This is a genomic window from Butyrivibrio sp. AE3004, from assembly GCF_000703165.1.
Taxonomy (GTDB): Bacteria; Bacillota; Clostridia; order Lachnospirales; family Lachnospiraceae; genus Butyrivibrio.
This window is the reverse complement of the sequence record NZ_JNLQ01000002.1, coordinates 3,379,344-3,404,824: the sequence shown is the minus strand read 5'-3', so window position 1 is coordinate 3,404,824 and position 25,481 is coordinate 3,379,344. Positions and strand designations below refer to the sequence as shown.

At 39.7% G+C, this 25,481-nt stretch carries 24 protein-coding genes; all 24 read right to left on the bottom strand.

The window, feature by feature from the left end; all coding sequences use genetic code 11:
* Positions 1–14 precede the first annotated feature (14 nt).
* Complete coding sequence (locus tag BV60_RS0117635; RefSeq protein ID WP_029323860.1) at positions 15–887, bottom strand: hypothetical protein; 873 nt, start codon at positions 885–887, stop codon at positions 15–17.
* Between the two features lie 225 nt (positions 888–1,112).
* Positions 1,113–2,102, bottom strand: coding sequence for a DUF4825 domain-containing protein (locus BV60_RS0117630; RefSeq protein WP_029323859.1), 990 nt, complete (start codon positions 2,100–2,102; stop codon positions 1,113–1,115).
* A 37-nt stretch (positions 2,103–2,139) separates the two neighbouring features.
* On the bottom strand, positions 2,140–2,565 hold the full coding sequence (locus BV60_RS0117625; RefSeq protein WP_029323857.1) for an RNA polymerase sigma factor: 426 nt from the start codon (positions 2,563–2,565) through the stop codon (positions 2,140–2,142).
* A gap of 205 nt (positions 2,566–2,770) precedes the next feature.
* Positions 2,771–3,304, bottom strand: coding sequence for a hypothetical protein (locus BV60_RS0117620; protein ID WP_029323855.1), 534 nt, complete (start codon positions 3,302–3,304; stop codon positions 2,771–2,773).
* Positions 3,305–3,367: 63 nt separating this feature from the next.
* The gene (locus BV60_RS0117615) at positions 3,368–3,670 is read right to left on the bottom strand and encodes a hypothetical protein (protein WP_029323854.1); all 303 of its coding nucleotides are present in this window, start codon (positions 3,668–3,670) and stop codon (positions 3,368–3,370) included.
* A 62-nt stretch (positions 3,671–3,732) separates the two neighbouring features.
* On the bottom strand, positions 3,733–4,602 hold the full coding sequence (locus BV60_RS0117610; RefSeq protein ID WP_242841002.1) for a metallophosphoesterase: 870 nt from the start codon (positions 4,600–4,602) through the stop codon (positions 3,733–3,735).
* A 5-nt stretch (positions 4,603–4,607) separates the two neighbouring features.
* Positions 4,608–4,775, bottom strand: coding sequence for a hypothetical protein (locus BV60_RS23260; RefSeq protein WP_156036148.1), 168 nt, complete (start codon positions 4,773–4,775; stop codon positions 4,608–4,610).
* 151 nt (positions 4,776–4,926) lie between these two features.
* Positions 4,927–5,826: a DUF4367 domain-containing protein gene (locus tag BV60_RS0117600; RefSeq protein WP_029323850.1), complete on the bottom strand. Its 900-nt coding sequence runs from the start codon at positions 5,824–5,826 to the stop codon at positions 4,927–4,929.
* Positions 5,810–6,364: an RNA polymerase sigma factor gene (locus BV60_RS0117595; RefSeq protein WP_029323848.1), complete on the bottom strand. Its 555-nt coding sequence runs from the start codon at positions 6,362–6,364 to the stop codon at positions 5,810–5,812. Before BV60_RS0117595 ends, BV60_RS0117600 begins: the two co-directional genes overlap by 17 nt.
* Before the next feature lie 339 nt (positions 6,365–6,703).
* Entirely contained in the window at positions 6,704–7,399 is a 696-nt protein-coding gene (locus BV60_RS0117590; RefSeq protein WP_029323847.1) for a DUF6040 family protein, read from the bottom strand.
* A gap of 19 nt (positions 7,400–7,418) precedes the next feature.
* Positions 7,419–8,615 (bottom strand): relaxase/mobilization nuclease domain-containing protein, encoded by a 1,197-nt coding sequence (locus BV60_RS0117585; protein WP_029323845.1) that lies wholly within the window; start codon positions 8,613–8,615, stop codon positions 7,419–7,421.
* Positions 8,564–8,950 carry a plasmid mobilization protein gene (locus BV60_RS0117580; protein ID WP_051200972.1) on the bottom strand — a complete coding sequence of 129 codons (387 nt, stop codon included), beginning with the start codon at positions 8,948–8,950 and terminating at the stop codon, positions 8,564–8,566. Before BV60_RS0117580 ends, BV60_RS0117585 begins: the two co-directional genes overlap by 52 nt.
* Before the next feature lie 647 nt (positions 8,951–9,597).
* A complete protein-coding gene (locus BV60_RS0117570; RefSeq protein WP_029323843.1) occupies positions 9,598–9,957 on the bottom strand; it encodes a hypothetical protein in 360 nt (119 codons plus the stop codon).
* Positions 9,958–9,980: 23 nt separating this feature from the next.
* Positions 9,981–10,910: a ParM/StbA family protein gene (locus BV60_RS0117565; RefSeq protein WP_029323841.1), complete on the bottom strand. Its 930-nt coding sequence runs from the start codon at positions 10,908–10,910 to the stop codon at positions 9,981–9,983.
* A 35-nt stretch (positions 10,911–10,945) separates the two neighbouring features.
* Entirely contained in the window at positions 10,946–11,722 is a 777-nt protein-coding gene (locus BV60_RS22315) for a helix-turn-helix domain-containing protein (RefSeq protein ID WP_029323839.1), read from the bottom strand.
* A gap of 480 nt (positions 11,723–12,202) precedes the next feature.
* Entirely contained in the window at positions 12,203–13,135 is a 933-nt protein-coding gene (locus BV60_RS0117555; protein ID WP_029323838.1) for a DUF1848 domain-containing protein, read from the bottom strand.
* Between the two features lie 68 nt (positions 13,136–13,203).
* Positions 13,204–14,763 carry an ABC-F family ATP-binding cassette domain-containing protein gene (locus BV60_RS0117550; RefSeq protein ID WP_029323836.1) on the bottom strand — a complete coding sequence of 520 codons (1,560 nt, stop codon included), beginning with the start codon at positions 14,761–14,763 and terminating at the stop codon, positions 13,204–13,206.
* Between the two features lie 204 nt (positions 14,764–14,967).
* Complete coding sequence (locus tag BV60_RS0117545; RefSeq protein ID WP_029323834.1) at positions 14,968–15,996, bottom strand: glycoside hydrolase family 5 protein; 1,029 nt, start codon at positions 15,994–15,996, stop codon at positions 14,968–14,970.
* A 133-nt stretch (positions 15,997–16,129) separates the two neighbouring features.
* Entirely contained in the window at positions 16,130–17,155 is a 1,026-nt protein-coding gene (locus BV60_RS0117540; RefSeq protein WP_029323832.1) for an aldo/keto reductase, read from the bottom strand.
* Positions 17,156–17,208: 53 nt separating this feature from the next.
* On the bottom strand, positions 17,209–18,288 hold the full coding sequence (locus tag BV60_RS0117535; RefSeq protein ID WP_029323829.1) for a PTS transporter subunit IIC: 1,080 nt from the start codon (positions 18,286–18,288) through the stop codon (positions 17,209–17,211).
* 62 nt (positions 18,289–18,350) lie between these two features.
* Positions 18,351–19,547: an FprA family A-type flavoprotein gene (locus BV60_RS0117530; RefSeq protein ID WP_029323827.1), complete on the bottom strand. Its 1,197-nt coding sequence runs from the start codon at positions 19,545–19,547 to the stop codon at positions 18,351–18,353.
* An 89-nt stretch (positions 19,548–19,636) separates the two neighbouring features.
* Positions 19,637–21,223 carry an NAD(P)/FAD-dependent oxidoreductase gene (locus tag BV60_RS0117525; RefSeq protein WP_029323825.1) on the bottom strand — a complete coding sequence of 529 codons (1,587 nt, stop codon included), beginning with the start codon at positions 21,221–21,223 and terminating at the stop codon, positions 19,637–19,639.
* A gap of 70 nt (positions 21,224–21,293) precedes the next feature.
* Positions 21,294–23,303 (bottom strand): hybrid sensor histidine kinase/response regulator, encoded by a 2,010-nt coding sequence (locus tag BV60_RS0117520; RefSeq protein WP_051656832.1) that lies wholly within the window; start codon positions 23,301–23,303, stop codon positions 21,294–21,296.
* Entirely contained in the window at positions 23,300–25,471 is a 2,172-nt protein-coding gene (locus BV60_RS22310) for a hybrid sensor histidine kinase/response regulator (protein ID WP_051656831.1), read from the bottom strand. The genes BV60_RS0117520 and BV60_RS22310 overlap by 4 nt, the downstream gene beginning before the upstream one ends.
* Between the last annotated feature and the right edge of the window lie 10 nt (positions 25,472–25,481).

Genomic DNA, 25,481 nt, shown 5'->3' with positions numbered 1-25,481 from the left:
TCCTTATTTACTATTCAATCTTTTCCCTTTTTTCTATTTAGAAAAAATCGAATTGCCATCACTATCAGAAGCACACAATATATTGTCGCTGTATATCTGAGAAAAAACCCCATGAATGCTTCTACTACGCCCATTATCGGTTCGTGAAGCAGCGCTTCATAGATCATCTCCAGGTTAAGTACTATGAGCGAAACATATGCAGTGACTGAAAAGCCCACCCCATCCTTTATGCTCCTGAAAAGCTCTACAGCAAAAATCAGCAGATTTAGCAGATATACCACAACAAACTGATTGGATATAAATGGCCCAACCTGCACAGGCTCCATACCAAAAGGCATCACACCATGCATGATCTTTAAGATGCACCAGCCAAACATAAGAGAGCTATATACTCCACTTATTAGGGAAGCTGCAAATCTTGCAAGATCTGGCCTGGATAGAATCCTCATTGAGGGCTTCCCTCTCGAAGAAATCATCATAAATATGACCATAGCAGCCATGATAGCAAGGATTAATGGATAAAAATCTGCATAAAGTGGGAAAATCGACGGTCCATGGAATATGCCATATCCTGCCACGATGATAATAACTCCATAAATGGTACAAACAAGTGCCCTAAGAAGTCTTTTTCTAACACTCAAAAACATAAAAATACCAATAAGTATCAAAGCAATACCTGGTAAAAGTTCCAAGAATATATATGAATAGCTTATTTTGCTTGCAATAAAGTATGCTGTTGGTCCATCAGGACTACTCTCCGCCAAAACTGTTTGCATAGGCTGTACTGTTTGTGGCCAATAAAATACGTCATACACTATTCCAATCATCTTAAATGCAAAAAGTATTATTCCTATTATGATTAACAAGGTTGGTATGGCTTTCTTCATACAGTATCTTCCTCAACGTTCCTATCTTTCTTAATTGCAAAAACACCCAAGCTGCTCTAAACAAGTGCAATCATCATGCAAATCAAGAATGCACTTGTATTTCATTTATCATAATTAACGTTTACTTCATCTCCACAATATACTTTTACATTACTATCAATAAAGGACAGACATTTTAAACATTTGGAGACAACCAATCAATTCAGACTGTTTTTTACTATTATCCTACATTTCAGTCTTTTTAAGTAACATATCTAAAACTTTTGCACTATTTCCACAGTTCTTGATATCCTGGCCCAGAAATTCAGTGGCTATTGATGCGTCAAAAGTTATTGTGCGATTTTTACCTGCAACCTTATATTTAAAAGTGACATGATCAAGGTTGCCTATAAGTCCAAGAAGCAGATACGAAGTGTATTCCATTTTTTGAGTTAAAAGATCTTCGTTTTCAGGGGGAATTTCTTTATCAAGGCAAAGTATCCAACCATAGGGTTCATTGCTAGTTTCAAGCTGGCTTTGCATCTTTCCAAACTCTCCAAGCATTCCGCATACATCCCTCATCGCACAAAGTGTTTTTCCATTCGCAGATGCATCACCGACGTAGCTGTGTCTGGTTTCATAGAGCTTACCTGTACGGTATGAAATCAAGCTTCCATCTTCCCACACAACGACTCCACCAATCTTTACCTGCCTAAAATTCTCGGGATTCTTTAACGAATATGTAAATTCTTTTCCTGGACGGTTGATAAAGCTAACCGGAACTTCCCTCACCACCGCAGTTACAACGCCATCATCTTCTTTAAATCTTATTCTTGAGATTACATTTATGCTATCTTCGGTACTGACTTGTATATGCAAAACACTATCTTCCACATCCAGCTTTTCAATTGCATAATAGCCCTCTTCATAATCCGTTCCCACAATGAAAATCTTGATAAATACAATAAGAATACTGAGAATGATAGCCGCTGTGCTACCAATGATTATTCTTTTTCTGAGTCTATTTTCTTTTTTCAAAAACTGAATTGCTTTTGTATCGTTATTGCCAGGAAAAAACTCTTTTTCTGTATCTCCGTTCATGCTTTCCAATATATTTTGACAATCCGGGCATTTCTCAAGATGGTCTTTTATGAGTTCATTGGTTCTCTCACTGGTAAGTCCATCTATATATGATGGAAAAAGATCCTGAATCATCTCACATGGAATCTTATTCATTCTCGTAAACTTCCTTTCTAAGTTTTTCTTTACTTCGTTAAAATGTTACTCTTGCCCAGTTCTCTGTTTTCCCAAGTACTTCTCCAATCTCAGCAAAGGACAGACCGCCTAGCCCACGAAGGTAAGCTACTTCACGATATGGCTCTGGTAGATTATGTATGTGTTTCATCAATTCTGACTTTTTTATTGACTGCAGTGCCGTACTCTCAGCCGATTCCACAGGAATGTTAAGATCATCGATATAATCATGCTGTGGATTTTTGCGTAGGTAGCTAAGATATGTATTCTTTGCGATCGCGCAAAGCCATGTGGATAATTTGCAGCTACCATTAAATCGATTGATGCTTTTAATTGCCTGGCAAAAGGTTTCCTGTGTCAGTTCCTCCGCAAGGTCATCGTTCTGTGCAACCGACCTCAGGTATCCGTAAACCATGCGGGCATACTTTTGGTATATTTCATCCATTGGTTGCAAGTTTCTGTCTCCTTCATTGTCTTTTAAGATGTTTCTATATAGTTAATGCAGATAAACAAGAATTCGTTACAAAAAAGATTTCTTCTTTTAAAAATAAAGCTATAAAAAAGCCCCTCCCCGTATTGACGGAAAGGGAGCTAAGCATAAGTGCCCTACCATTGTGTTTCATTTAAATCATAAATATCCTAAATTCCTGTCAATTGTGCAAATATCCCTTTTGCAAGAGTTCATATATATCCTCTGCCACATCACAATACCCCTCATGTGTAAGTGTGTGACAGATTATTTCGCCATTTTTGATGAAAAGTGGATCTTCGAGTTTTATTCCCATAGACTCATCTTCCTTAAAATCAAAGATATTTTTCAGCCCCATGAAAAATTCATATAATGTATAATCATTTTTCAGGAAGATTCTGGAATAACAGCCAGCAGAGTTGGGAACACCCTCCTCATTCGTCATCTCAATAACATTCTCACTCAGTTTCCCCCATTTACTCCGACTTAGCTCGTCCAGATCATCCAGCCAGGAATCTACCTTAAAACAAACTATATCTGTATTTTTAAGAACCAGCTTTATAAACCTTTGATACTCATTATGGTCTAAAACGTTGTAAGCTTCATATGAATCCTTTAGTTTAGCATTACATATAAATCTTTCTGTTCTTGCAATCTCTATTGAATTCATTTTTTTCCAAAAACGTTCAACTGCTTTTTGTTTTGCTTTTCCCATCCAAAATCCTTTTAATAGTTTTCACTAAAATACGGATACCCTGTTCTGAATTATATTTGCACATTAGAAATTGAAATATGGAACTCCCTTGTATTCATCCGGCAAATCTTCACCCAAATCTGTCCATCCAAGCATCTTTACTAATTCAGATTTTTCCATAGGAAAAATATATTGATTCAAATAATAAATGAAATCTGCTTCGCTATAGCAAAAACCACCCTGAACCTTATACTTTTTCCTCGCGGATCGGCTATGATACATCCAGTTAGTAAACTCCAAACAATACTTTTCCAAGTTTTCAGCAACAATATCCGGGACAGAATATACTACACTATCACCATCAGCGCTTAAAATGACATATTTCATACCATCATTACCTTATCCAGTGCCATTCTTGAGATTTGTCAATGTTTCTGAAAAATTAACAATCATGAATTACCTATCAACTCTACGCAAACAATCTCAGGTCTATTATTTAGTCGTAATGTGATAATACTGTTTCCTATCCCCCTGCTAACTATCATGGTGGTGCTTTTTTCACAATACATTCCAGCATCATACTTGGGAAAAAAGCCTTGATTTGGAGCAATCAATCCTCCAATGATTGGAATTCGAAACTGTCCTCCATGGGCATGACCACTCAGAACCAAATCAATATTCTTTGCTACATAAGCATCAAAAGTCTCCGGTCTGTGTGAAAGTAAAACAATATAATCATTTGTCAGGTCCATATCTGATAACTTAGTTTGCAATATACCTCTCTGAACGTAAGGAACTCTATCTACAAAATCAGGATCATTTAATCCTGCAATCTGAATTTGATCACTGCCATTAGCAAGCATTACAACCTCATCATTGAGAATAGTGACCTCTTTTTCAATCAGAATACTCTCCAACTTTTTATATTCTTCTCCAAGCCAAGCCTCATGATTTCCTGTCACATAATAACAGGGAGCAATTTTCATAAGATTTTCCACAAGTTTTCCAGCGATTTCTATATTAGTTCTATTAGAGTCAACTAAATCTCCAGTAATCGCTATCAAATCCGGTTTCTCCTTTTCAACCAAGTTAATTATTGACTCATTGTCTTCACCAAACAGAGCATTATGCATATCCGAAATTACAATTATTTTAAAATGGTTAAATGAAGGCGGAATCCTATCGCTCTCAACTGAGTAATATGTAGTTCCTACCGTAGTGTTACCCCAAATAATCCATGCTATCAGTGCTATTACAAGAATTCCTAATAACGCTGCTTTTCTTTTGTTCAATGATCTAATCCCCATTTTCTTTTTCAAAAACCTCATAACACCGTAACCCATCCGGCTTCAGGCAAGGAGACACTCTCTACGTTTTCCATTTTTGTTCCTTCTCTTGACAGCTCTTCTTCGGCGCTGCCGCACGCCCCACAGAAAAGCATTATTCCGATAAGCATAATTGTCATATTTATTTTTTCCAATACTTTTTTCATCCCCAAACTACCTCCATAGTTTTGTGGTATTATCATGCTGTTACAAATTAATAACGAACTGCCTACCAATTTCGGGACACAAAAAGAAAAATTTTTTTACAAAAACTTCAGCATGAATATTTCTCCATGCTTAAGCATCCCTTTCCCAGGTTTATCGTTGAATTCCATATGCAATTTTCATAATTTCTTCTTTAGTAACAGGTCCGGTGATATACAGAGCATATCCGTCAATAGTTGTAACCAACAGAGAATAGTTTCCCTTATAATAGTACCTTGCCTCTGCTCCATTAAAATCCAAAAGCTCCATAGTGGTATTTTCCGTATCAACATAATCATTTTCACCTGGCTGTTCTATGTCTATTGAAAGGTAATTCCCTTCAGCGTCTTCGCAGGTAAATGTAATAATTTCATCGTACTTTTCAACTCCTGTATAGGTAAACCTGTCAGGAATATAACCTAAGGTATACTCATAAAGAATCGTATTTGTAGTTTTGTCATTTTCAAGCCTGAAAATACTGTACTCAGAAAAAGTTTCTATAAACCACTTTGAAACTGCATCTCTGAATTCTGCGTTGACACCCATAGCTGTTCCAAATGACAAAAGCCCAACAATAAATATTGCAGCTGCTGTCTTTGCAAATATCCAGATGATATTCTTCTGTTTTTTTTGCTCTGAATTATCTTCTGTTAAACTGTGCATTGCCATTCTGCATGCTTTGTATAGAGAGCTTTCCGCAATACGTTCTCCTGCTCCAAGCCCCATCTCATATGCAAGCTGCCTTTCAAAAAATTCCCTACGTAGATCCGCCTCAGAGATTCCGTAGATTATTTCAACATTTTCGGGAGTCAGATCAAAGGCATACCTTCCAAGAAGTATCTCCTGCCCCTTTTGTGGAAGGTTCAGGATAATGTCCGCAAGCTTTTTTATTTCTGCTCTTCTTAGAACTTTTTCATGCACAGAACCTGTCCATTTTTCGATATCCGGTGCAAGTATGGATATCATCTCTTCACGTACAGTATATGAAAGTATTTCTTCAAACGTTGTATTCATCTGATTTATCCTCATATATCTTTCTCAGTTTCTGGATTACTCGTTGTCCTCGTTTCTTTGCTGCTTCTTCCGTAATAGATAATCTTCTGGCAATTTCAGAGTACTGCATTTCATATGTATAGCGCATTTCCAGCAGTTCCTTTTCTTCAAGGGACAATGTCTCAAGCAGTTTCCTTATAGAAGCCTTTTCTTCAGCCTGTATCACTGTTTCCTCCGGTGTAGGCTCATGAGATTTTACATCCTGCATACTTTCATCAGGCGCTGGTACCAAGTGACTTCCTTTTCTAAGCAGGTCATAGGCACAGTTTTTTACTATGGTCACACAGAATGCTGTCAGCTCATTTCTCTGTAATTCTGATATTCTCTGTATATTCAGCGAAATCTTTAATAGCGCCTCGCTTAAAGCTTCTTCAGCACTTCTTTCAGAACCGGTTATTCTATTGGCTATTTTCAGGAAAAGCTGATGATTATCCCTATAGATTTTTTCGACTAATCTCCGCTGATCGTCTTCAAGAACAGATAGAACCAGGAAAAGCATATCGTATAATATCCCCTGCTTTTTTGATTTATCATAACATAATTAAGCTTATGTAAACCATGTTTCAGAAGCATGTCCTTTCGCATTTTTTCAGTCCTCCAAGCCATTTTCTGCTTTGAAAATTATCATTACAACTATATAACGTTTGAAGGATGCATTTGGGGACATGATTTTAGAAAAAAATTTTTTACATATTGATAAGATTTCTATTATTGAAAATGGATTACGTCTGAAACAAAGTCATCATGTGCAAATTCTTCATTGTTTAATGACAACAATAAAAAACCTCCGCAAAACTTAGATTTTTGCGGAGGTTTAGTCTTACAAATACTATCTTTATCACTTTTTCTGCATTTTATCCCAATACCTGGATTTCCCTTGGTTTTCAAAGTATATATCCAAATAAATTATGACACCAAGATAAATTCCCTGCAAAAGTATTAACAGAACAACAAGATTAATGTTCATGATCTTATGGATTCCTTCTCCAAACAATATTACGGCTCCCAGAGATATCAGAAGTACTCTCAACCATAAGCTGCACCAGCGTTCCCTGTAATATCTGACAGTGATCCATGTACCGTAGCATATCCCTGCAATGAGTGCAGCTGTAAAAATAGTACTTGCGATCCTGAGAAACCATGCCATCCCAAAGGAATAAGCATAAAGCTTTTCAACTCCATTTATATATTTGGAATAGCAAGGTCTTTCAAGCCACTTCACAAATAAAATTAATCTATTCCATGCCCACACAAAAGGAACCATCAATGCATCTCCAATATCATTCAAAAATGCCGGATATGCCATCAGACAGCAGAAGAGGGTCGCGGCAAGAGATTCCCATGCGATTCGTTCTCTCTTTCTGGAAATATCTACTCTGTATTGGGCCTTTTTATTTGCCTCTATCTTGGCCTGGATGGCTTCTGTAATCTTCCCATCTGCAAGCTTCTTATAGTCAGATATATCCTTTTGAGCCTTGAGCTCGGCAGCCTCCTGGGCTGCCAAAGCTTCTTCAACGGCACTTACATTGGACATATCGACTTTCTTTTGCGTATCAGAGAGAAGGGCCTGTGTATCCGCGAGATCTTTTTCTAGTTTCTCTTGCTCTTTCCTGCTCTTTAGCCCTGCGTTGTTCCTCAAGTCTTCGTTCTCTTTCACGAGTTCTTGACTCTGTTTCTGCCATTCCGATATCTCCCCTGTTGCTTCGGCTAGTGCTGATATCAGATCTGACTTCTCTGATGAGAGCGTCAGTATCGTCCGTTCGTTCTCCTTCAGCTTCTCGTCCTGCCTGGATATCACTTCTGCCTGAGTCTTCACCAGAGATTCTAGCGATTGCTGATTCGACCTCTGCATAATATCGCTCGAAGTATTCTGATTCACATTCTTCTGTTCCTGCTCCGAATTCATCAGCTCTTGGGTGACTGAGTCTGCTTTCATTCTGTCTTTCAAATTCATTGATTAAATCCTCCTTGTTAACCTTTAGACCTGCAAAGGTCTTTTCTATTTTGCTGTCACGGACTTTGTCTCCGTTTTCATTTTCAAATACTATATGCTTTCGCTTATCCTCCCACTTCACAGACCAGCCTTTTTCTGCCATTCCAGAAATAAATTCCTCTTTACTGGCTGACCTTGGTATTACTTCCATAAGGGCAATTCCGCAATCTGCCAAAAAGCTCTTTTTTGAATCATTGGTAAGAAGCTTGTAAGTATTCTTGTTCCATGAAATAATCTCACCCGCCTCTATTGGCGAGCCATCAAAGTGGCGTCCCTTTTCAGCAACATGAAGACCTTTTTCACGGCATAAATTATTAGTAAACACTTTCTGCTTCTCTAAGTCTTTACTTGACTGATGAAGCTTTCTGCCATCCATATAGGAAACAGTGTTGGTTACGATATGGCAGTGAAGATGATTCCTATCCTGATGGACAGCGATAAGGCTCTGATGATCAGGAAAAAACCTGTCTACAAATATTCTTCCTATCTCAAGAACTTCAGCAGGCGTCACAGGTTCATCTTTATGAAAACTGATCACATTATGGGCACACATCCTACCGGAATCCTTATCCCATATCTTCTTTTCTTCAAGCCATGTCCTGTATACTGAATCATAGGTTATATCCTGTTCAGAAAATGGTCCCGTAATTTCCAGATAACCCTCCTTCACTTTCTCATCCTTGAGGACATACTCTATGGTATTCCTCAAGCCCCCGTGACTTTTAGGTGGCTTACTGACTGCCTTATTAATCGCCATCTGTTATCATCCTCCTTTCGAACATCAATAATCTTATCCGAGAGTTCTTCCAGTTTTTCTGCTGTTGCTAAAAGTCCCTTCCCATTGGCAACATGTGCCATCTGATTCACATTAGTAGCCATTCCTCTAAGCAGCCTGTCATGTTCAGCAAATTCTTTGTTGATTTCCTTTATTTCTGCAAGCTCCTCAGCAGAGGTAATGCTTGATCCACGGATTGCACTTATAATATATGACTGCTGTGTCAATCCGGATTCTTTTACTTTATCCTGCAATGCATCATATTCTGCATCATTCATGCGTATGGTGACTGCCTTATTTCTTTTGCGTTTAGCCATGCTTTTTACGCTCCTTTCATGATTTTTTCGCTGGTTTCCAAAGGGAGCGAGGGCCTTTGGCGTGGTGCAGGAGCAGAGCTCCTAGACTATTGGACAGAGGAAAAAGAAATTATCCAGTGGATGATTTCCTTTTTCTGAAGTCAGGTAGTCGGCTCCGGTGTGCAGAGGTCTGATAGACCTCGCCGGGGGTTCCAAGGGGGCGAAGCCCATCTGGCAAGTTTAGGAAGAGCCGAAAGGCTCCTTCCGGTGCAAATGTGGCTTGCCACTTTGCGAAACTTGCCATATTTTTCCATCGCCGATATGGCATTCAGTGTAGGGTCGGCTCGGCGGGCGATGGGGAAATATGTGGTCTTGCGATTTGCCCGGGCGAGAGATACCGATGCAGGGATGGAGAATGCTGCTATAGCTTCCGGCAGGAAGTAATAGTAGTATTCTTCATCTCTGTAAACAAAGAAGGAGCAAACAGTCCAGTGAACTATTTGCCCCTTCGAAGTGATCAGGTATCGAACGAACCGGGAAGAAATGAAATCGGTGCGAACTGCGCCGATTTCATTTCTGGTAAATCGCCTTGCTCCCATGAGCAAGAAATGTTTGGCATCAATCTGATGCCATATGAATTTTATGGGTGGCACCAAAGTGATGCCATCTTAAAATTCATCAAGAAAGCTAAGAGCATCTTCACTGACAGCCCTATATTCATCTGTGAGTGATGAATCCTTGGAGATTGCTGTTGTAATGTCTCTGGTTTCACAGGCAGGTATTTCTTTGATTTGCCTTATACCTGCTTCCAGTTTATTGGTGACCAGATCAGCAATTCTTTCAGCAATCATATTCCATGAACTGGTTTCAATGCTCCCGGCACTTACTGCTCCCTTGCATATGAGCCTGAGTGCAACTGCATTCTTGGAAATATTTTCCTCCTCAGAAATCCTTTGGAGTAATTCCCAGGCTTCTTTATCCTGAGGATTATCCATGCGGAATCTGATGCTTAATCTCTTTTCTGACATACAATCACCTCCGGGAAGAGAGCTTACGCGCCCTTCCTCAGTATGTGCTGTGCGTTGTAGATTTCTTCGTAGCCCTTGGCTGTAGCGCAGATGTCTTCAATGATCTCTACGCTTGAGGTATCATACTTTCCAAAATTTCTGATCAGGCATCCTCCGCCTCCAATGATATGGAGCTTAACAAGCTCCGAATCATACTCGTATTCACTGAGCTTATCGAAGATCATTTCAGTATATTTGACCGCCTCCCTGTGCATGACAGCCTGAATCCTTTCTGACACTTCAGACGTTCCACTTATTAGAAAGTCTTCAATAACGCTCTCATCAGGAATCTTTCCACATTCAGCCTGTACTTCATTCATGATTTTTTTTACACACTCATGAACACCAATCTTATCGGTATATTTTTTGTCAGAGACTGGTCGGCCATTAGTGATGACCAGTGTGTTCATTGTTCCATTTCCGATATCTGCCAGCATGTGGACTCCTTTATAATCCTGGAGCGAAGCTGCTATAGCCGCATAGCCCTGAGGATAGATCGCCACATCGCAGATTCTGATGTGATAATACTGCCCGCAGTATCTGTAACTAACTTCCCTGCTTCTCATCAGGTAATCCCTGAAGGAATCTTTCTGTTTTGACATCCAGTGAAGCGGAAGCCCAACTGCAAGTATCACATCTGCCGATCTTAAGCCTCTGAGTTCCAGTTCTTTTGCCACAGCAGCCAGAGTAAGGATATAGTAGTCATCGTCTGCATTCTTATTGGCTATGAATACCTTGTGACTTTCACCGATAACGTAATACATACCGTCAAGCTGCAACACATTTGTTGCTATAGCCGGATCCTCACTGTACTTCTTAACTCCACTCTTAAATACCGTATTTCTCGTCTTCATGTTTCCATATCCGTGATCAACTCCGATCACTAACTTTCCATCAATATATAAATCTTTCATACCTTTCAATCCTCCATTTTTTCTGAAATTTGTTTTTAGTTACATAAGAGCAGTCTTTCCAGCTCTTCATAGTCATACTCATTCTGCTGAAAATTGCAGAAGGCATTCTTTTTGGGCGAGGCTCCCGGCATTGTCACGGGACGGTTCAGCCTTTCCCTGCACCAGGCCCTGATGGTATCGTGGTTAAGGCATCCCTTATAACCATGATCCCTGATACGCTGTATCTGATAGTCAACACTTGCTTTGCCAAACTCCTTTATCAGATCTTCATATTCATCATCTGTGAGTGTGTCCTCCTTACTACACACTTCTTTAGTATTAGGTTTATAGTTATTAGATATATTATTAATATATTGTGGCGGATTCTCCGGCTGCGGTTTTTCCGCATACGGGTTTACCGCATCCGGATTTTCAGGACACGGTGAAGTCTCTGGTTTTCTCGGGAATTCTTTGATCACTTTCCTTGACCGATCAACTGGATCAGTGGGATCGGTGGGCTGTGTTGGCTCAGTAGGCTTTACCGGTGTCTCATGGACCTCAAGAATAGTAGAGTCAAACTTGCCTCCACCATCCCTGCTCTGTTCTCTTGTGATATACCCTTTATCAATAAGACTGTTCAGGGTCTTGGATACCTTGTCTTTTCCATCCGGAAGAATCTGGCAGAGCCCCTTGATTGTGAGCTGCCAGCTGTCCGGTAATGATAGAAGAGTCAGAAGCATACCTCGCTCCGTAAGCGATAAGTTTTTGTCTCTCATAATATTCTGAGAAACCAATGTGTAGTTCCCCTGGGTTTTGTTTTTTAATACTGCCATAAACTGCTCCTTTACTTGCATTAAAAAAGAGCTAAAAAAGCTCTCCATAAACCTTGTGTGAAAGTTTATAGAGAGCTGACAATTCTACCTTTTGTTCTACCAAAAAAAGCTCTATTCATCATTTTATTCTGTGTTATATGGTGTTATCATATAATCGTTGGATTGGAAAAGCCCTTGAAATAACAGACTTTGGAACGAAATAATACAGAACGGGAAATCCGTATCTATATTCGGGACGCAGAGGTCGCAGGTTCAAATCCTGTCACTTCGACTAAAAATGGCTCGGTACTTTTTGTACCGAGCTTTTTTTGTTGAAATTTCAGAATTGGTTGTGCGACTTATAGCGTTCTGATCTCCCGTTCGGGGCGCAGAGGGCCCACAACGTCCGGGGGGACGTCGGCTTTGGTCCGACCGAAGCGAAACGGATACCGCAGGTTCAAATACATGTATTACACCTTTATCCTTATACGGTTTCTGTACTTACAAAAAATCAAAACTAAGCTGCCCGTCAATCCAGCTCTTTTGCTCTGCTATATGTATTTCATCCTCAGGTCTTATATCCCCTATAAGAAGTGGAGAAAGCGGGTCATGATTCGCATGATTCACACGAACGGTCTCTTCATCATAGTTAGCATAACAATATTTGCACATATGCATACAGGTATTATACATGCCTATATCATTTCCCAAATAACATGCACAGGATGATCTGGCATTTTTACCTTTGGGAAATTCCATAGAAATATGAACAGCCTTCTCATAAAGTGCCTTGGTCATGCAGCCGCTGCAATCTGCTCCAAATATTTCAAGCTCGTTTCCTTCACTGCAAGGTCGAAGAACCATATTATGTTCACCCGCAATCTTTGCCATATGCTCCCCAAGATAAAGTCTGTCTGCTTTATCAACAGTCCTTACATTTGAAAAATTTTTCCTGACCTTCTGATATAGATCAATAAAGCTGATTACTGCAGTATTGGTGTAACCATCAAGATCACTCGCTATCTCAGAAAATTTATCTATGTGATAATCCCTGGTATATTTCTCATCAATAAAAATTGGGTCATACCTCCATCCCATAGAGTCAATTCCTGCGAATTCCGAAATAATCTTAAATGACTCGATAACATCTTTGATTTTGGGAACATTTGGCTCTATATCCCTGCCGTATCCTGTAATTGTTACATACCAGTACATTCCGTAGTCCTTAAGGAGATCTAAGTACTGTATCATAGGCCTTGGATTTTTTGAGCAAAAGCTTATAAGATCCACTACAGAAGGATGAAGCAGAAACTTAGTAACATACGTCATATTAAAGGGATTCCTGGTATAAACATACCCTTCCTTTAATCTATTCGCAAACCAGTCAGCATAAAATGCCGGTATATCAGTTCTTGAGCCTGTCTGTATTATCATAGTTATTACCCATATGCTGCAATCTTCACATAAATACCAATCTTTGGTAGTTTAATCTGCAACAATACTTAAATTCTTGTTGTCCACTTAGTACAATCAACAATATCTGTTGCCAGGTCCGTATAAAAATCAGGCTCATGGCAAACCATAAGTACTGTGCCTTTATACTCCTTAAGCGCTCTGTGCAATTCTTCCTTTGCATCCACATCCAAATGGTTTGTAGGCTCATCGAGCACAAGAATATTTGACTCTCTGTTAATCAGCTTGCAAAGTCTTACCTTTGCCTGCTCTCCGCCTGATAAAACCTTGCATTTACTCTCAATATGCTTTGTTGTAAGACCGCATTTAGCCAGAGCAGATCTTACTTCATATTGAGAAAATGAGGGGAATTCATTCCATATCTCTTCAAGACAGGTAGTCTCTATATTAGGAGACATTTCCTGTTCAAAGTAACCTATCTCCACATTTTCACCACGTTTTACAGACCCTGACAGAGCCGGGATTATCCCCAGAATACTCTTTAAGAGAGTCGTCTTTCCTATACCGTTTGCACCTGTCAATACAGTGAAGGTATTTCTCTCTATAAACATATTTAAGGGCTTTGAAAGAGGTTCATCATATCCGATTACAAGATCCTCTATTTCAAATAAAAATTTGCTAGGCGTTTTTGCAGTTTTAAAGTTAAATTCCGGCTTTGGCTTTTCCTGAATCTTCTCAATCAGTTCCATACTGTCCAGTTTCTTCTGTCTTGCCATAGCCATATTTCTTGTCGCAACTCTTGCTTTATTTCTTGCTACAAAGTCCTTAAGATCCGCTATTTCCTGCTGCTGTCTGTTATAAGCAGCCTCTCGCTGAGCCTTCTTCATCTCGTAGACTTCCATAAATTTGTCATAGTCGCCCACATAACGATCAAGACTGTGTGTCTGCCCATCCATGTGATAAATGATATTAACAACATTATTAAGAAAAGGTATATCGTGAGAAATCAGGATAAATGCATTTTCATAATCCTGCAAATACCTTGTAAGCCATACTATATGCTCAGCGTCAAGATAGTTAGTAGGCTCATCCAATAGCAAAATATCAGGTTTTTCCAAAAGAAGTTTTGCCAGAAGAATTTTGGTTCTCTGACCGCCCGAAAGCTCTGTAACATCTCTGTCGAGTCCAAGTTCCAAAAATCCCAATGCTCTTGAAACCTCCTCGATTTTGGAATCAATAAGGTAAAAATCGTGAGTTGTAAGAAGATCCTGAATGGTTCCAAGTTCTTCCATGTATTCCTCCAGCTGCTTCTCATCAGCTTCGGCCATAGCGTCACAGATCTCGTTCATTCTCTTTTCCATATCAAAAAGAGATTCATAAGCAGATGACAACACATCCTTAATGGTCATACCTTCCTTAAGAACTGCATGCTGATCAAGATAACCGACCTTTACATTTTTAGCCCATTCAATATTACCGGAATCAGGCATAAGCTTGCCTATTATAATATTCATAAATGTGGACTTACCTTCACCGTTTGCTCCGACAAGACCTATATGTTCTCCCTTAAGCAGTCTGAAGGAAACATCGTCAAAAATTGCCCTGTCTCCAAATCCGTGTGTAAGGTGTTCTACATTTAAAATACTCATCTATCTGTTTCCTCTTCTTTCATAATAAAATGCCAAATTATTATATTACGCTTCACATTTAAAATCTATATTTGAATAATCTTACGATCAGCAAGTAGATTTGTATACAGGCGTACATCCGATTGTCACTCTTTAGCTGCAAAAAGGCTGCCGCACTTTAATCAAAAATCAGTACGACAGCCTCTTAATCATCAGTTAAAAAAATTACATCATTTTAAGAATATCATCTCTTACAGCATCCATATATGGATCAACAAGACCAAAATCCATTTCCTTATAGCTCCATGCTGCACGTCCGATATTGTATTTATTAAAGCATGCTCCTATTGCCTGATACCACTTAAGTGCATCCTCAGGAGTAGCAAGATTGATAACACCATATTCGCCGCAATAAAGAGCTACATTTCTCTCCTCTGCAACTCTGACAGCCTCTTCCATGTACTGTTCAAAGTACTCGATACCAAGCTTCTTATCAGGATCCGCAACCTTAAGCTCCTCAGGTCTGTTTCCAAGCTGGGCAAAAGCATTTTCATCGTACTGACGATAGGTTGAATCAAAAGGCATACGGAATGAGTTGTCCATTGTGTCAATCCATGCCGCACCCTGATGTGTGAAAATGAGAGGCTCATAGCAATGGAAATTGTAAACTACATTTTCATCGTAAGGTGCACAGATATCCTTAAGCGCAACAATACTGTTATTGTAATAGCCACCAAGAAGAATCTTTATTGTAGGCGCATACTTTCTTATTCTCTTTATGCACTCCGTAGAAACTCTGTTCCAGATGTCGCAATATTCCTTTTTGGTAACCTCATTTAAAAGCTCAAAAGCAAGGCGGTCCTCATATTTGCCAAAGCGCTCTGCAAATTGCTCCCAAAGCTTATAAAATCTTTCCTGATATTTCTCATTTTCGAAAAAGCCGGCTTCCTGTTCTCCATTGTCAAAACTGTAGCCAAATGTCTTATGAAGGTCAAGAACCATATTAAGACCATATTTTCCTGCCCAGTCAATAGCTTTCTGGATATATGAAAATCCGTCCTCCTTATATGTTCCGTCCTTCTCTTCTACAAGGTCATAGTCAACGGGAACTCTGATATGATCAAGGCCCCAGCTCTTTATCTTCTCGATATCACTTTCCTTGATGAAATTATCGTAACGTTCTTTTGTGTGGTCACACTGTGACAGCCATCCTCCAAGGTTTATTCCATGTGAAAATCCCGGAAACTGCTTCATTTTTCTTTCCTCCTCTTCTATAAACACATGTTTATAGTTTACTCGCAGGGTTAAACATCTGCAGCTTATAAGTTTAATACTCAAAAAGCAATAAATGATATAAAAACCATGTTATTTTTATCAAATATATGATTTAGACCGTTATTTCTCCTGATATTACCCTTTTGTAATCAGCTAGGTTTTTCTTTAGAAGTTCGGGAGTTTTTAGACCATAAGGACATCTGCTCATGCAGGCACCACAATTAATGCAGTCATCTATCTTTGCCATTTTAGCCTGCCATTTTGTTGACAACCACCCCGCACTGGGGGCTCTCCTGATCATAAGTGACATTCTTGCACAATTATTTATTTCTATTCCTGCTGCACAAGGAAGACAATATCCACATCCCCTGCAAAAATCTCCTGACAGCTCTGCCTGTTCCCTTTTTATAAAATCTTTTATTTCACCTGTCATAGCAGGTTCCTTTTCAAAGAAATTAAGCCATTCCTCCAGTTCGGACATTCTCTGTATCCCCCAGATAGGAACAACATTAGGATAATCAAGCATAAATGCCATTGCTGCATCAGAGTTCGTTATAAGACCTCCGGCAAGACCTTTCATTGCAATAAATCCAACATCAAGCTCTTCGCATTTCTTTACAAGAGCTATATCCTTTTCATCTGCCAGATAGCTGAAGGGAAATTGCATAGTTTCGTAAAGTCCGGACTCCACACACTCCATAGCCACTGCAATTCTATGAGATGTTACACCGATGTGTCTTATCTTTCCCTGTTTTTTTGCTTCCTCCATGCACTCATACATTCCGCTGCCATCACCGGGCTTCCAGCACTGAGTAACCATGTGGAACTGATAAACGTCAATATAGTCTGTTTGAAGTTTTTCGAGAGATGTTTCCAAATCCTTCCAAAACTGATCCGGAGTCTTGGCTGCCGTCTTGGTTGCAATATATATTTTTTCACGCATACCTGCAAAAGCATTTCCCAGCTTCTCTTCACTGTCGCTATAAGCTCTTGCAGTATCAAAATACCTCATGCCGCCATCATACGCTCTTCGCAAAATAGAAATACTGGTATCCATATCATCTCTCTGTATAGGAAGAGCACCAAAGCCATTTTGCGGAACTACTATTCCGGTTTTGCCAAGTTTTACATCTCTCATAAGAAATCCTCACTAAAAATCCATAGAATGCGTAATATTACAAAAACAATTGATTATGAAAGCTTCAGATCGCCTTCCTTAATCCATCCTATCTTTCTGAAAATCTCACCAAATATATATGTGAGAACTGCAGGAAGGACAAAGCAGATAAGGATAAGCCCTGCCCAGTCAAATGCTGTAATTGCTGCCTTAGAACCGTTTGCTACATCATTGACCCATCCGGCATATACACCTATCTGTCCCACAAAACCACAGGTTCCCATTCCGGATGCAACTGCACTTGCGGGATCATTCATCTGAAGGTGGAAAACGCAGGTAGCAAGAGGACCTGTGATAGCACTGGTAATAATAGGTGCAATCCAAATCTTGGGGTTCTTAACAATGTTTCCCATCTGAAGCATTGATGTTCCGATTCCCTGTGATATAAGGCCTCCCCATTTATTTTCCTTAAATGACATACATGCAAAACCAACCATCTGTGCGCAGCATCCTGCAACAGCTGCACCACCGGCAAGTCCCGTAAGTCCGAGAGCCGCACAAATTGCTGCTGAAGAAATAGGCAGAGTCAAGGCAATTCCCACAACAACAGATACCACAATTCCCATGAGGAAAGGCTGCTGCTCTGTAGCCCACATTACAACTCCTCCGACAGAAGAAGCTGCTGTTCCTATTGCCGGTGCGATCAGACTTGCAAGTCCAACACCTACAAGAATTGTAACAATAGGAGTTACAAGAATGTCAACTCTTGTCTCTTTTGAAACTGCTTTTCCGAACTCTGCAGCTATTATTGCTATGAAAAGAACAGCAAGTGGGCCGCCCGCTCCGGATCCGCCTGACAAAGTTGTACTACCGAGAGCGTTGGCTGCATATCCCACAGTTACAAGTGAAAAAAGTACAAGCGGTGGTGCCTGAAGTGCGTATCCAATTGCTACTGCCATAGCTGCTCCGCTCATTGATGAAGCATACTTTCCAATCTCTGAAAGCCATGCCAGTCCAAGCTGCGTGCCGATTGTATTTAGTATCGTTCCGATCAGGAGCGATGCAAACAATCCCTGTGCCATAGCAGACAGTGCCTCAATACCGTATCTCTTTCCGGAGATTACGATATTCTTTCTTTTCATAAATTCTTTCATTTCTCCTCCTTGCCTCCTTATATCAGCCCCTTTGACTGTATACGTGAAGGTCTTAAAATTATTTATGCTTCAACAACAGCTGTAACAAAAGCATCAAGCTCCTGTTCATCTGTCTCATGAAGTGCACTTTTGATTGTGAGCATAGGCTCAACAATTTTAACGTTTTTCAGGCATTGAAGTTTTTCTGTCATCAGTTTACCTGAAGCAGGTGCCCAGGTTCCGTTCTGTGCAAGTGCAAAGGTTCTGTTCTGAACCATTAAAGAAGCACAATCACTAAGGAAATTTTCCATCGGTATATATATACCGTTGTTGTATGTAGGGCAGAAAAGAACAATCTTTTTGCATCTCCATACCTCTGATACAAGTTCAGAAGCATGCGTCTGAGATACGTCATAAACAGCAACCTTCTTACCGCTCTTTTCGCGGAGAAGAGCAGCAGCTTTCTGAGCCGCACTTTCAGTATGTCCGTAAAGACTGCCGTAGATTACAATAATATCTTCATCTTCCGGTGTATATGTGCTCCACTTTTGATATTTATCAATAAACCATGCAATATCCTTGCGCCATATAGGACCGTGGAGAGGACATATAAACTTAATATCAAGACCTGCTGCCTTTTTGAGCACTGCCTGAACCTGCATTCCATATTTTCCGACAATATTAGCATAATATCTTCTGGCTTCATTCAGAAATGTTTTTTCAAAGTCATATTCATCCGCAAAAATTCCCGCATCTATGGCTCCAAAAGTGCCAAATGCATCTGCGCTGAAAAGTACTCCCGTAGTAGTATCAAATGTAAACATTGCTTCAGGCCAATGTACCATTGGCGCCATAACAAAGCTAAGTGTGTGACTTCCGAGTTCAAGAGTATCACCTTCGGTCACAGTAATTTTTTTCTGCTCGTTCAGTTCCGGAAAAAACTGTGATAAAAATGTAAATGTTTTTGCATTTCCAACAAGTGTCACATCAGGATTCATGGCAACAACTGTTGCTATCTGCGAACAATGATCTGGCTCCATGTGATTTATCACAAGGTAATCCAGCTTTTTCCCATCAAGAACTCCGCTAAGATTTTCGAGAAACTGATCAGAAATGGAAATATCTGCTGTATCAAGTAACGCTGTTTTGTCATCAACAATAACATAACTGTTATAGGATACGCCACTATTTAGCGGAAAAATATTTTCAAATCTTGAAAGTCTTCTGTCACTTCCGCCAATCCAATACGTTTCATCTGTGATTTTCTTGTAGTTAATCAATGTTGCACCCTCCTTATACCCTCATATTTATAATTAGATTATCTGATTCTAAATAAGGACGCCATAAAAAATATGGCGCCCCTATAAAATCAGTCTATCTCTATCTCTTCATCCTCTGGATTCTTCTCCTCCGTGGACTCATGGTATTCCTTCTCAGTATTAACACTCCAGATATTGCTTCTGTCACGTGTTCCGCTGAGAATATTTTTAACAGTCTCAAATGATGTACACATAGAGTGGTCTATATTGTTGTATCTGTGCTGTCCGTTTCGTCCTACACAGAAAAGATTGTCAATTGTGTTGAGATAATCAACAAGCTTGTCCATCTCATCATATGTATCGAAATAAGCAGGGTATGCCTTCTTAACACGCTCTACGTGATAATCAATAACCTCTTTTTCTTCATCGATGAGATTGATCTTAACCATCTCCTTGATTGCCATTTTAGCAAACTCATCGTCAGTCATGCTCCACATGGAATCGCCTTCATTGCAGAAGTACTCAAGTCCCATCCAGACAGTATGATCGATGTCCTTAACAAGATAAGGAGACCAGTTATTGTAAATCTGGAAACGTCCCATGGAAACATTGCGGTCATGGACATATACCCAGTTATCCGGAACTATATTTCCGATTGTTCTTACTTTTGTCTTATTCTCAAGGTTAAGATGCGGAATAAGAACACCAAGTGTCATATAATCTCTGTAAGGAAGACCTGCTGCGATCCTTGCGGGATCTGCGGGAACATCATTCATTCCGGCAACAAGATCCTTTATTGGCATCGAACTGATCACGTAATCTCCGTTAACAGTAACCAGTTGTCCGTCCTTCTCATACGTAACACCACTAATATGATCTCCGTCTTTGTTTATCTTAACAACCTTGGCACCTGTTATTATCTGTCCGCCCTTTTTATGAATCTCAGCAGCAGTAACATCCCAAAGCTGTCCGGGGCCGAGCTTTGGATAGCTGAATTCCTCAATAAGAGATGTCTCAACCTTTCCGCCGGTCTTTCCGCTCTTTTTCTTAAAGGCATTAGCCAAAACTGCCATGATTGATACGCCCTTTACTCGCTGAGCGCCCCAGCTGGGATCTATTTCAGAAGGATGTCTGCCCCAGAGGTTAGCAGTATAATGCTCGAAAAACATTGAATAAAGCTTCTTACCAAACCTGTTTACATAGAAATCCTCAAGTGAATTCTCTTTACGTTTGAAAAGCATTGCCTTTATGTATGAAAATCCTGCAACAATAGTTGTTCCGAGACCCATGTTTGTAAAAGTCTCGACTTTAAGTGTTATAGGATAATCAAAAAACTTACCATTAAAGAAAATTCGTGAAATACGATTTCTTCTTAACATTACCCTGTCTTCTGTCTCAGGATCGGGACCGCCCTTTGTAATGGTTGACGAACGCTTAAGCACAATATCATCATATGATGGACTTCCCTGTCTGGGAAGCATGTTGTCCCACCATTCATTTACCTCGGGAACCTTAGAAAAGAATCTATGTCCACCCATATCCATTCGGTTGCCGTGATATTCGACTGTTCTGGAAATACCTCCGAACTTTTCAGTCTCCTCAAACACCACCACTTCAATATCGTCTGACTTTGCCAATAATTCGTATGCAGCCGTCAGTCCTGCAGGGCCGGCGCCTATGATTAAAGCTTTCTTCATTTTTTTACATTTTGCTCCACTATCTTTATTTATATCTTCACAATAGTGTAATTTTAACATTTATAATTATTTATGTCGACTGCATATTTTCTCTTAATGATAATATTGTATTTTCCACCACATTCATATCTATGGGTTTAGCCACATGCGCATTCATTCCGGAGTCTATTGCCCTCTGCACATCATCGGCGTAAGCATTCGCAGTCATAGCTATTATAGGGATCTCCTTAGCTCTTTCCTTATTCAGTTTTCTGATTGCAAGCGCTGCCTGATATCCGTTGAGAATTGGCATCTGTATATCCATAAGAATCATATCGTAATGATAAGGATCAGCCTGTTCAAACATTTCAACAGCTTCCTTTCCGTTTGCTGCCCTCTCAACTATAGCACCATCCATGTTCATAAGCTCTGTAAGGATATCAGCATTTATATCATTATCCTCTGCTGCCAGGAATCTCATTCCTTCAAGCGCCTTTCCCTTATTATCTTCTTTAACTGTGCTGACTCTGTTAAATATATCATCCATAAGCTGTTTAAATGTAGATAAGAAGAATGGCTTCTGAATGAAATCGTATATTCCTGCTTCCCTTGCCTCTTGGGCGATTTCTTCCCAGTCATCTGTAAGCAAAAGAAGAATTGGCTTTGGTTTTAAGTTTTTATCTCTTATAAAGGCCGCAAGCTCAAAGCAGCTTATGCTTCTTATCTGCATTCCCAGGAAAATAAGGTCAAAGCCTCTGTTATCATCCGCTCCTGCCTCAATAAGTCTCAAAGCTCTGTAGCCACTGGTGCAGAAGAACACCTCCACATCCGTGTCATGAAGAGCGGTCTCTATTTTATTACATTCATCCATGTCATCGTCAATAATAAGAATTCTATGGATACCGTGGTTTTTCCAGTAATTTCCTTCATCCTGATGAACACCCTGAAGTCTTAGTTTTATTAAAAATTTTGATCCTTTTCCTTCTTCGGATTCTACTGAGATTGTTCCGCCCATCATCTGAACAAGGCTTTTTGTTATTGCCATTCCAAGCCCTGTTCCCTGAATTCCGCTTGTTGCCTCCTTTTCTTCCCTTGTAAAGGCATCAAAGATTTTCTCCTGAAATTCCTTACTCATTCCGATTCCGTTATCTTTTACAGAAAAGCTAAGATCCCAGTATTCTCCGGATGAGCATTTCTCTTCACTTATGGTAAAATCTATTTTTCCTCCTTTAGGAGTATATTTAACCGCATTTCCAAGAATATTTACCAGTATCTCATTGATCCTTTTTTTATCACCTATAAAAATGTCCTGCTGCATTCCTCCGGAATGTACCTGGTAATCCAGTTGCTTTCCCTTAGCCTGGAAAGCTATTACGGAATTAACCTCTTCCAAAAGAAGACCAAGCGCAAATTCTTCATGATTTATGTCTGCTTTTCCACTTTCAATCTTACTCATATCAAGAACATCATTTAAAAGTGACAACAGGTTCTGGCATGCAAGTCCTATCTTATGTGTATAGTCCCTTACCTTTTGAGGATTATCCGAATTTTTGGCTATAAGCAGATTGAAATTCGTGATGGCATTCATCGGTGTTCTGAAATCATGAGACATATTAGCCAGAAAGTCTGTCTTGGCATTATTGGCTGCCTGAGCAACAGCAATCATTTCTTCCATCTGCCTGTTTCTTTTTACTTCTTCGGTTATATCAGTCCAGATAAGTAAGAATTTATCACCGTCCTCAAAATCCACATGACTTATGATACCTCTGAAATAACTAATGTCTCCGGTAATCTGATTTTGAACCTCAAGTATTTCAGCCTGTGCCATCTGCCCTATTGAAAGCTTCCTTACAGATTCATCTGATGGCGGAACTGTCTCATCAATTCTTACTCCTTTTTTTATAAGATTTCTTACATCAGATAAAATGCTATCTCTTGGCACTCCAATTATTTCCTCTGCATTATCCGTTAAATATTCAACGCGGAAGTCCTTTGCCGAGAAAATAGCTGCTACTATCCTGTTTTGTCTGACCACATAGTCACAAAACCAGTCCTTATATTTATTTTGTTTATCCTGTCCGCTACTTACTTTTTCAATCATATGCTTTCGTGCCCCCTGCCCTTAAAAGCCCTGACTGTGTTTTCAAAAAGCTTTATATCAATTGGTTTGGGTATATGGGCGTCCATTCCCGACTCACTTGTCTGTTCTATATCTTCTTTAAAAGCATTTGCGCTCATCGCAATGATTGGAATCGTTCCTGCGTCTTCTCTCCCTTTTGCCGAAAGTTTCCTTATTTCCTGCGCCGCCTCATATCCATTCATATTTGGCATCTGTATGTCCATAAGTATCATGTCATAATACCAGACTCCCTTATCCTTAAACATCTGAACTGCTTTCTCGCCGTCTTCCGCTATATCTATCAGCCCGGCTCCCTTCATTTTCAGTATTTCAACAAGGATTTCCGCGTTAAGCTCGTTGTCCTCCGCCCCAAGAAAACGCATTCCCTTAAATGCGCTCTCCTCTTCCTGTACATCGTTGTTTTCCTTGTTTTCAAGGGCTTCTTCTATTTCCCTCATTTCTTCGAGCTCAGTCTTTTTTGGTATATCAAATGCAAGTCTGACTGTAAAAATTGTTCCCGCATTTATTTTACTCTCAGCTTCAATTGTTCCACCCAGAGTTTCCACCACTGTTTTTGTAAGAGTTAGTCCGAGTCCTGTTCCCTGCTCTTTATTGGCATTTTTTCTTTGCTCCTTCTTAAAAGCTTCGAAAGCGTGCTCAATAAATTCTTTGCTCATACCGATACCATTGTCTGAAACTTCGAATTTCAGGTGTATCCTCTCCTTGTCTTCCTCATACTCCTTAAAGACATCCAGTCTTATTTCACCTTCCTCATCAGTATATGTAATGGAGTTTTGCAAAAGATTTTTCAATATAATTTCGAGCTTAAAAGCATCCCCTATAAGCAGATCTTCCTTCACGCTGCTTCTGTCGATAGTAAAATTCTGTTTTTTCCCTTCCGCCAGCGCGCCCATTTCATTTTCTACAATTCTGAGAACATCATTTAATGAAAATCTTTCATATTTGATCTCGTCCCCGCCCGCTTCCATCTTGCTCAGGTCAAGAATGCAGTTTATCATGTTCAGCATATTCCTATGGGCATATTCCGCTTTTTCTCCGTATTCGATAACCTTTTCCGGGTTATCCGCATTTTCCTTCATAAGCGCAAGATATCCTGACATGGCATTCATAGGCGTTCTGAAGTCATGAGACATATTCGCCAGAAATCTTGTCTTGGTCTCATTCGCTGTATTTGCAACCTTTAGCATATCCTGCATTGATATGAATCGCATAAGAAGCATTAAAATTGCCAGTGCAACTGCAAATGCAGAAATAAGCAGAATATTATTTATCCATCTCACTTGGGAAATACTGCGTTCAATAGGTTTTGACGGAGTTAAACAAACAAGCATTGTTTTGCCGTAATCTACGGGCATATATGTGACATAATAGTCTTCCCCTTCAATCTCCATTACGCATACACCGGTTTTTCTTGTCTCGATTTTTTGCTCAATGGGTCCTCCCACCGGATCGTAAATAACCCTTCCATTCTGGGATATGTACCTGACAATATTTTCTTTTTCCTCTTCAAGGCTTACCGATGTCGCTATCAGATCTCCGTCCTCATTAACAATGTAATTCTGGGATCCTGCCATATCGCTTCTTTTTATGGACAGTTTACTCTTGATCAGATCCGTATCTATAGCCACGCCTATTGCACAAAACTCTTTATTATTAAACTTGACCGGTTTTATACTCAGCACAAAAAGATCCTGATGTTTTCCTTTACTGGCAATAATATGTGTAACCTGCCTTGTACCAACAGAAGAAAGATTCGAAATAAAACCAGCCGATTCCTTTAAAGTTCCGATTTTTCCATCAGAATCTCTATAGTTGCCTTTCTCGTCAAAAAGGTAAACCTGTTCTACTTCCCATATTTTTTTTTCAGTATTTATATAAATTAAAAAATCACTGATTCCTGAAGATTTTTCATGTTCAAGATGATACGACCAGCTTTTTAAAAGCTTATAATATCTTGTAAATCTGGTCGTAACAGCAGATTCCAGCTGAGAATAATACGTTGTCAGCTGAACAATTCGATCACTATATACATATCTGTTCTGGATAATATTGACTACAAAGATCAGAACAGCAAAAAGAAGCGCGGTAACAACCGGCACCACCCATTTGGTTATCTTTTCACTACGCATATTAACCCCT

What these genes read in the sequence shown, in the direction of transcription:
- BV60_RS22310 (WP_051656831.1), bottom strand. Translation starts at nt 25,471, where the DNA reads ATGCGTAGTGAAAAGATAACCAAATGGGTGGTGCCGGTTGTTACCGCG.
- BV60_RS0117585 (WP_029323845.1), bottom strand. Translation starts at nt 8,615, where the DNA reads ATGGCGATTAATAAGGCAGTCAGTAAGCCACCTAAAAGTCACGGGGGC.
- BV60_RS23260 (WP_156036148.1), bottom strand. Translation starts at nt 4,775, where the DNA reads ATGAAAAAAGTATTGGAAAAAATAAATATGACAATTATGCTTATCGGA.
- BV60_RS0117555 (WP_029323838.1), bottom strand. Translation starts at nt 13,135, where the DNA reads ATGATAATACAGACAGGCTCAAGAACTGATATACCGGCATTTTATGCT.
- BV60_RS0117520 (WP_051656832.1), bottom strand. Translation starts at nt 23,303, where the DNA reads ATGATTGAAAAAGTAAGTAGCGGACAGGATAAACAAAATAAATATAAG.
- BV60_RS0117525 (WP_029323825.1), bottom strand. Translation starts at nt 21,223, where the DNA reads ATGAAGAAAGCTTTAATCATAGGCGCCGGCCCTGCAGGACTGACGGCT.
- BV60_RS0117545 (WP_029323834.1), bottom strand. Translation starts at nt 15,996, where the DNA reads ATGAAGCAGTTTCCGGGATTTTCACATGGAATAAACCTTGGAGGATGG.
- BV60_RS0117635 (WP_029323860.1), bottom strand. Translation starts at nt 887, where the DNA reads ATGAAGAAAGCCATACCAACCTTGTTAATCATAATAGGAATAATACTT.
- BV60_RS0117565 (WP_029323841.1), bottom strand. Translation starts at nt 10,910, where the DNA reads ATGAAAGATTTATATATTGATGGAAAGTTAGTGATCGGAGTTGATCAC.
- BV60_RS0117590 (WP_029323847.1), bottom strand. Translation starts at nt 7,399, where the DNA reads ATGTCCAATGTAAGTGCCGTTGAAGAAGCTTTGGCAGCCCAGGAGGCT.
- BV60_RS0117535 (WP_029323829.1), bottom strand. Translation starts at nt 18,288, where the DNA reads ATGAAAGAATTTATGAAAAGAAAGAATATCGTAATCTCCGGAAAGAGA.
- BV60_RS0117595 (WP_029323848.1), bottom strand. Translation starts at nt 6,364, where the DNA reads ATGCTTTTCCTGGTTCTATCTGTTCTTGAAGACGATCAGCGGAGATTA.
- BV60_RS22315 (WP_029323839.1), bottom strand. Translation starts at nt 11,722, where the DNA reads ATGGCAGTATTAAAAAACAAAACCCAGGGGAACTACACATTGGTTTCT.
- BV60_RS0117580 (WP_051200972.1), bottom strand. Translation starts at nt 8,950, where the DNA reads ATGGCTAAACGCAAAAGAAATAAGGCAGTCACCATACGCATGAATGAT.
- BV60_RS0117630 (WP_029323859.1), bottom strand. Translation starts at nt 2,102, where the DNA reads ATGAATAAGATTCCATGTGAGATGATTCAGGATCTTTTTCCATCATAT.
- BV60_RS0117600 (WP_029323850.1), bottom strand. Translation starts at nt 5,826, where the DNA reads ATGAATACAACGTTTGAAGAAATACTTTCATATACTGTACGTGAAGAG.
- BV60_RS0117620 (WP_029323855.1), bottom strand. Translation starts at nt 3,304, where the DNA reads ATGGGAAAAGCAAAACAAAAAGCAGTTGAACGTTTTTGGAAAAAAATG.
- BV60_RS0117625 (WP_029323857.1), bottom strand. Translation starts at nt 2,565, where the DNA reads ATGGATGAAATATACCAAAAGTATGCCCGCATGGTTTACGGATACCTG.
- BV60_RS0117550 (WP_029323836.1), bottom strand. Translation starts at nt 14,763, where the DNA reads ATGAGTATTTTAAATGTAGAACACCTTACACACGGATTTGGAGACAGG.
- BV60_RS0117615 (WP_029323854.1), bottom strand. Translation starts at nt 3,670, where the DNA reads ATGAAATATGTCATTTTAAGCGCTGATGGTGATAGTGTAGTATATTCT.
- BV60_RS0117570 (WP_029323843.1), bottom strand. Translation starts at nt 9,957, where the DNA reads ATGTCAGAAAAGAGATTAAGCATCAGATTCCGCATGGATAATCCTCAG.
- BV60_RS0117540 (WP_029323832.1), bottom strand. Translation starts at nt 17,155, where the DNA reads ATGAGAGATGTAAAACTTGGCAAAACCGGAATAGTAGTTCCGCAAAAT.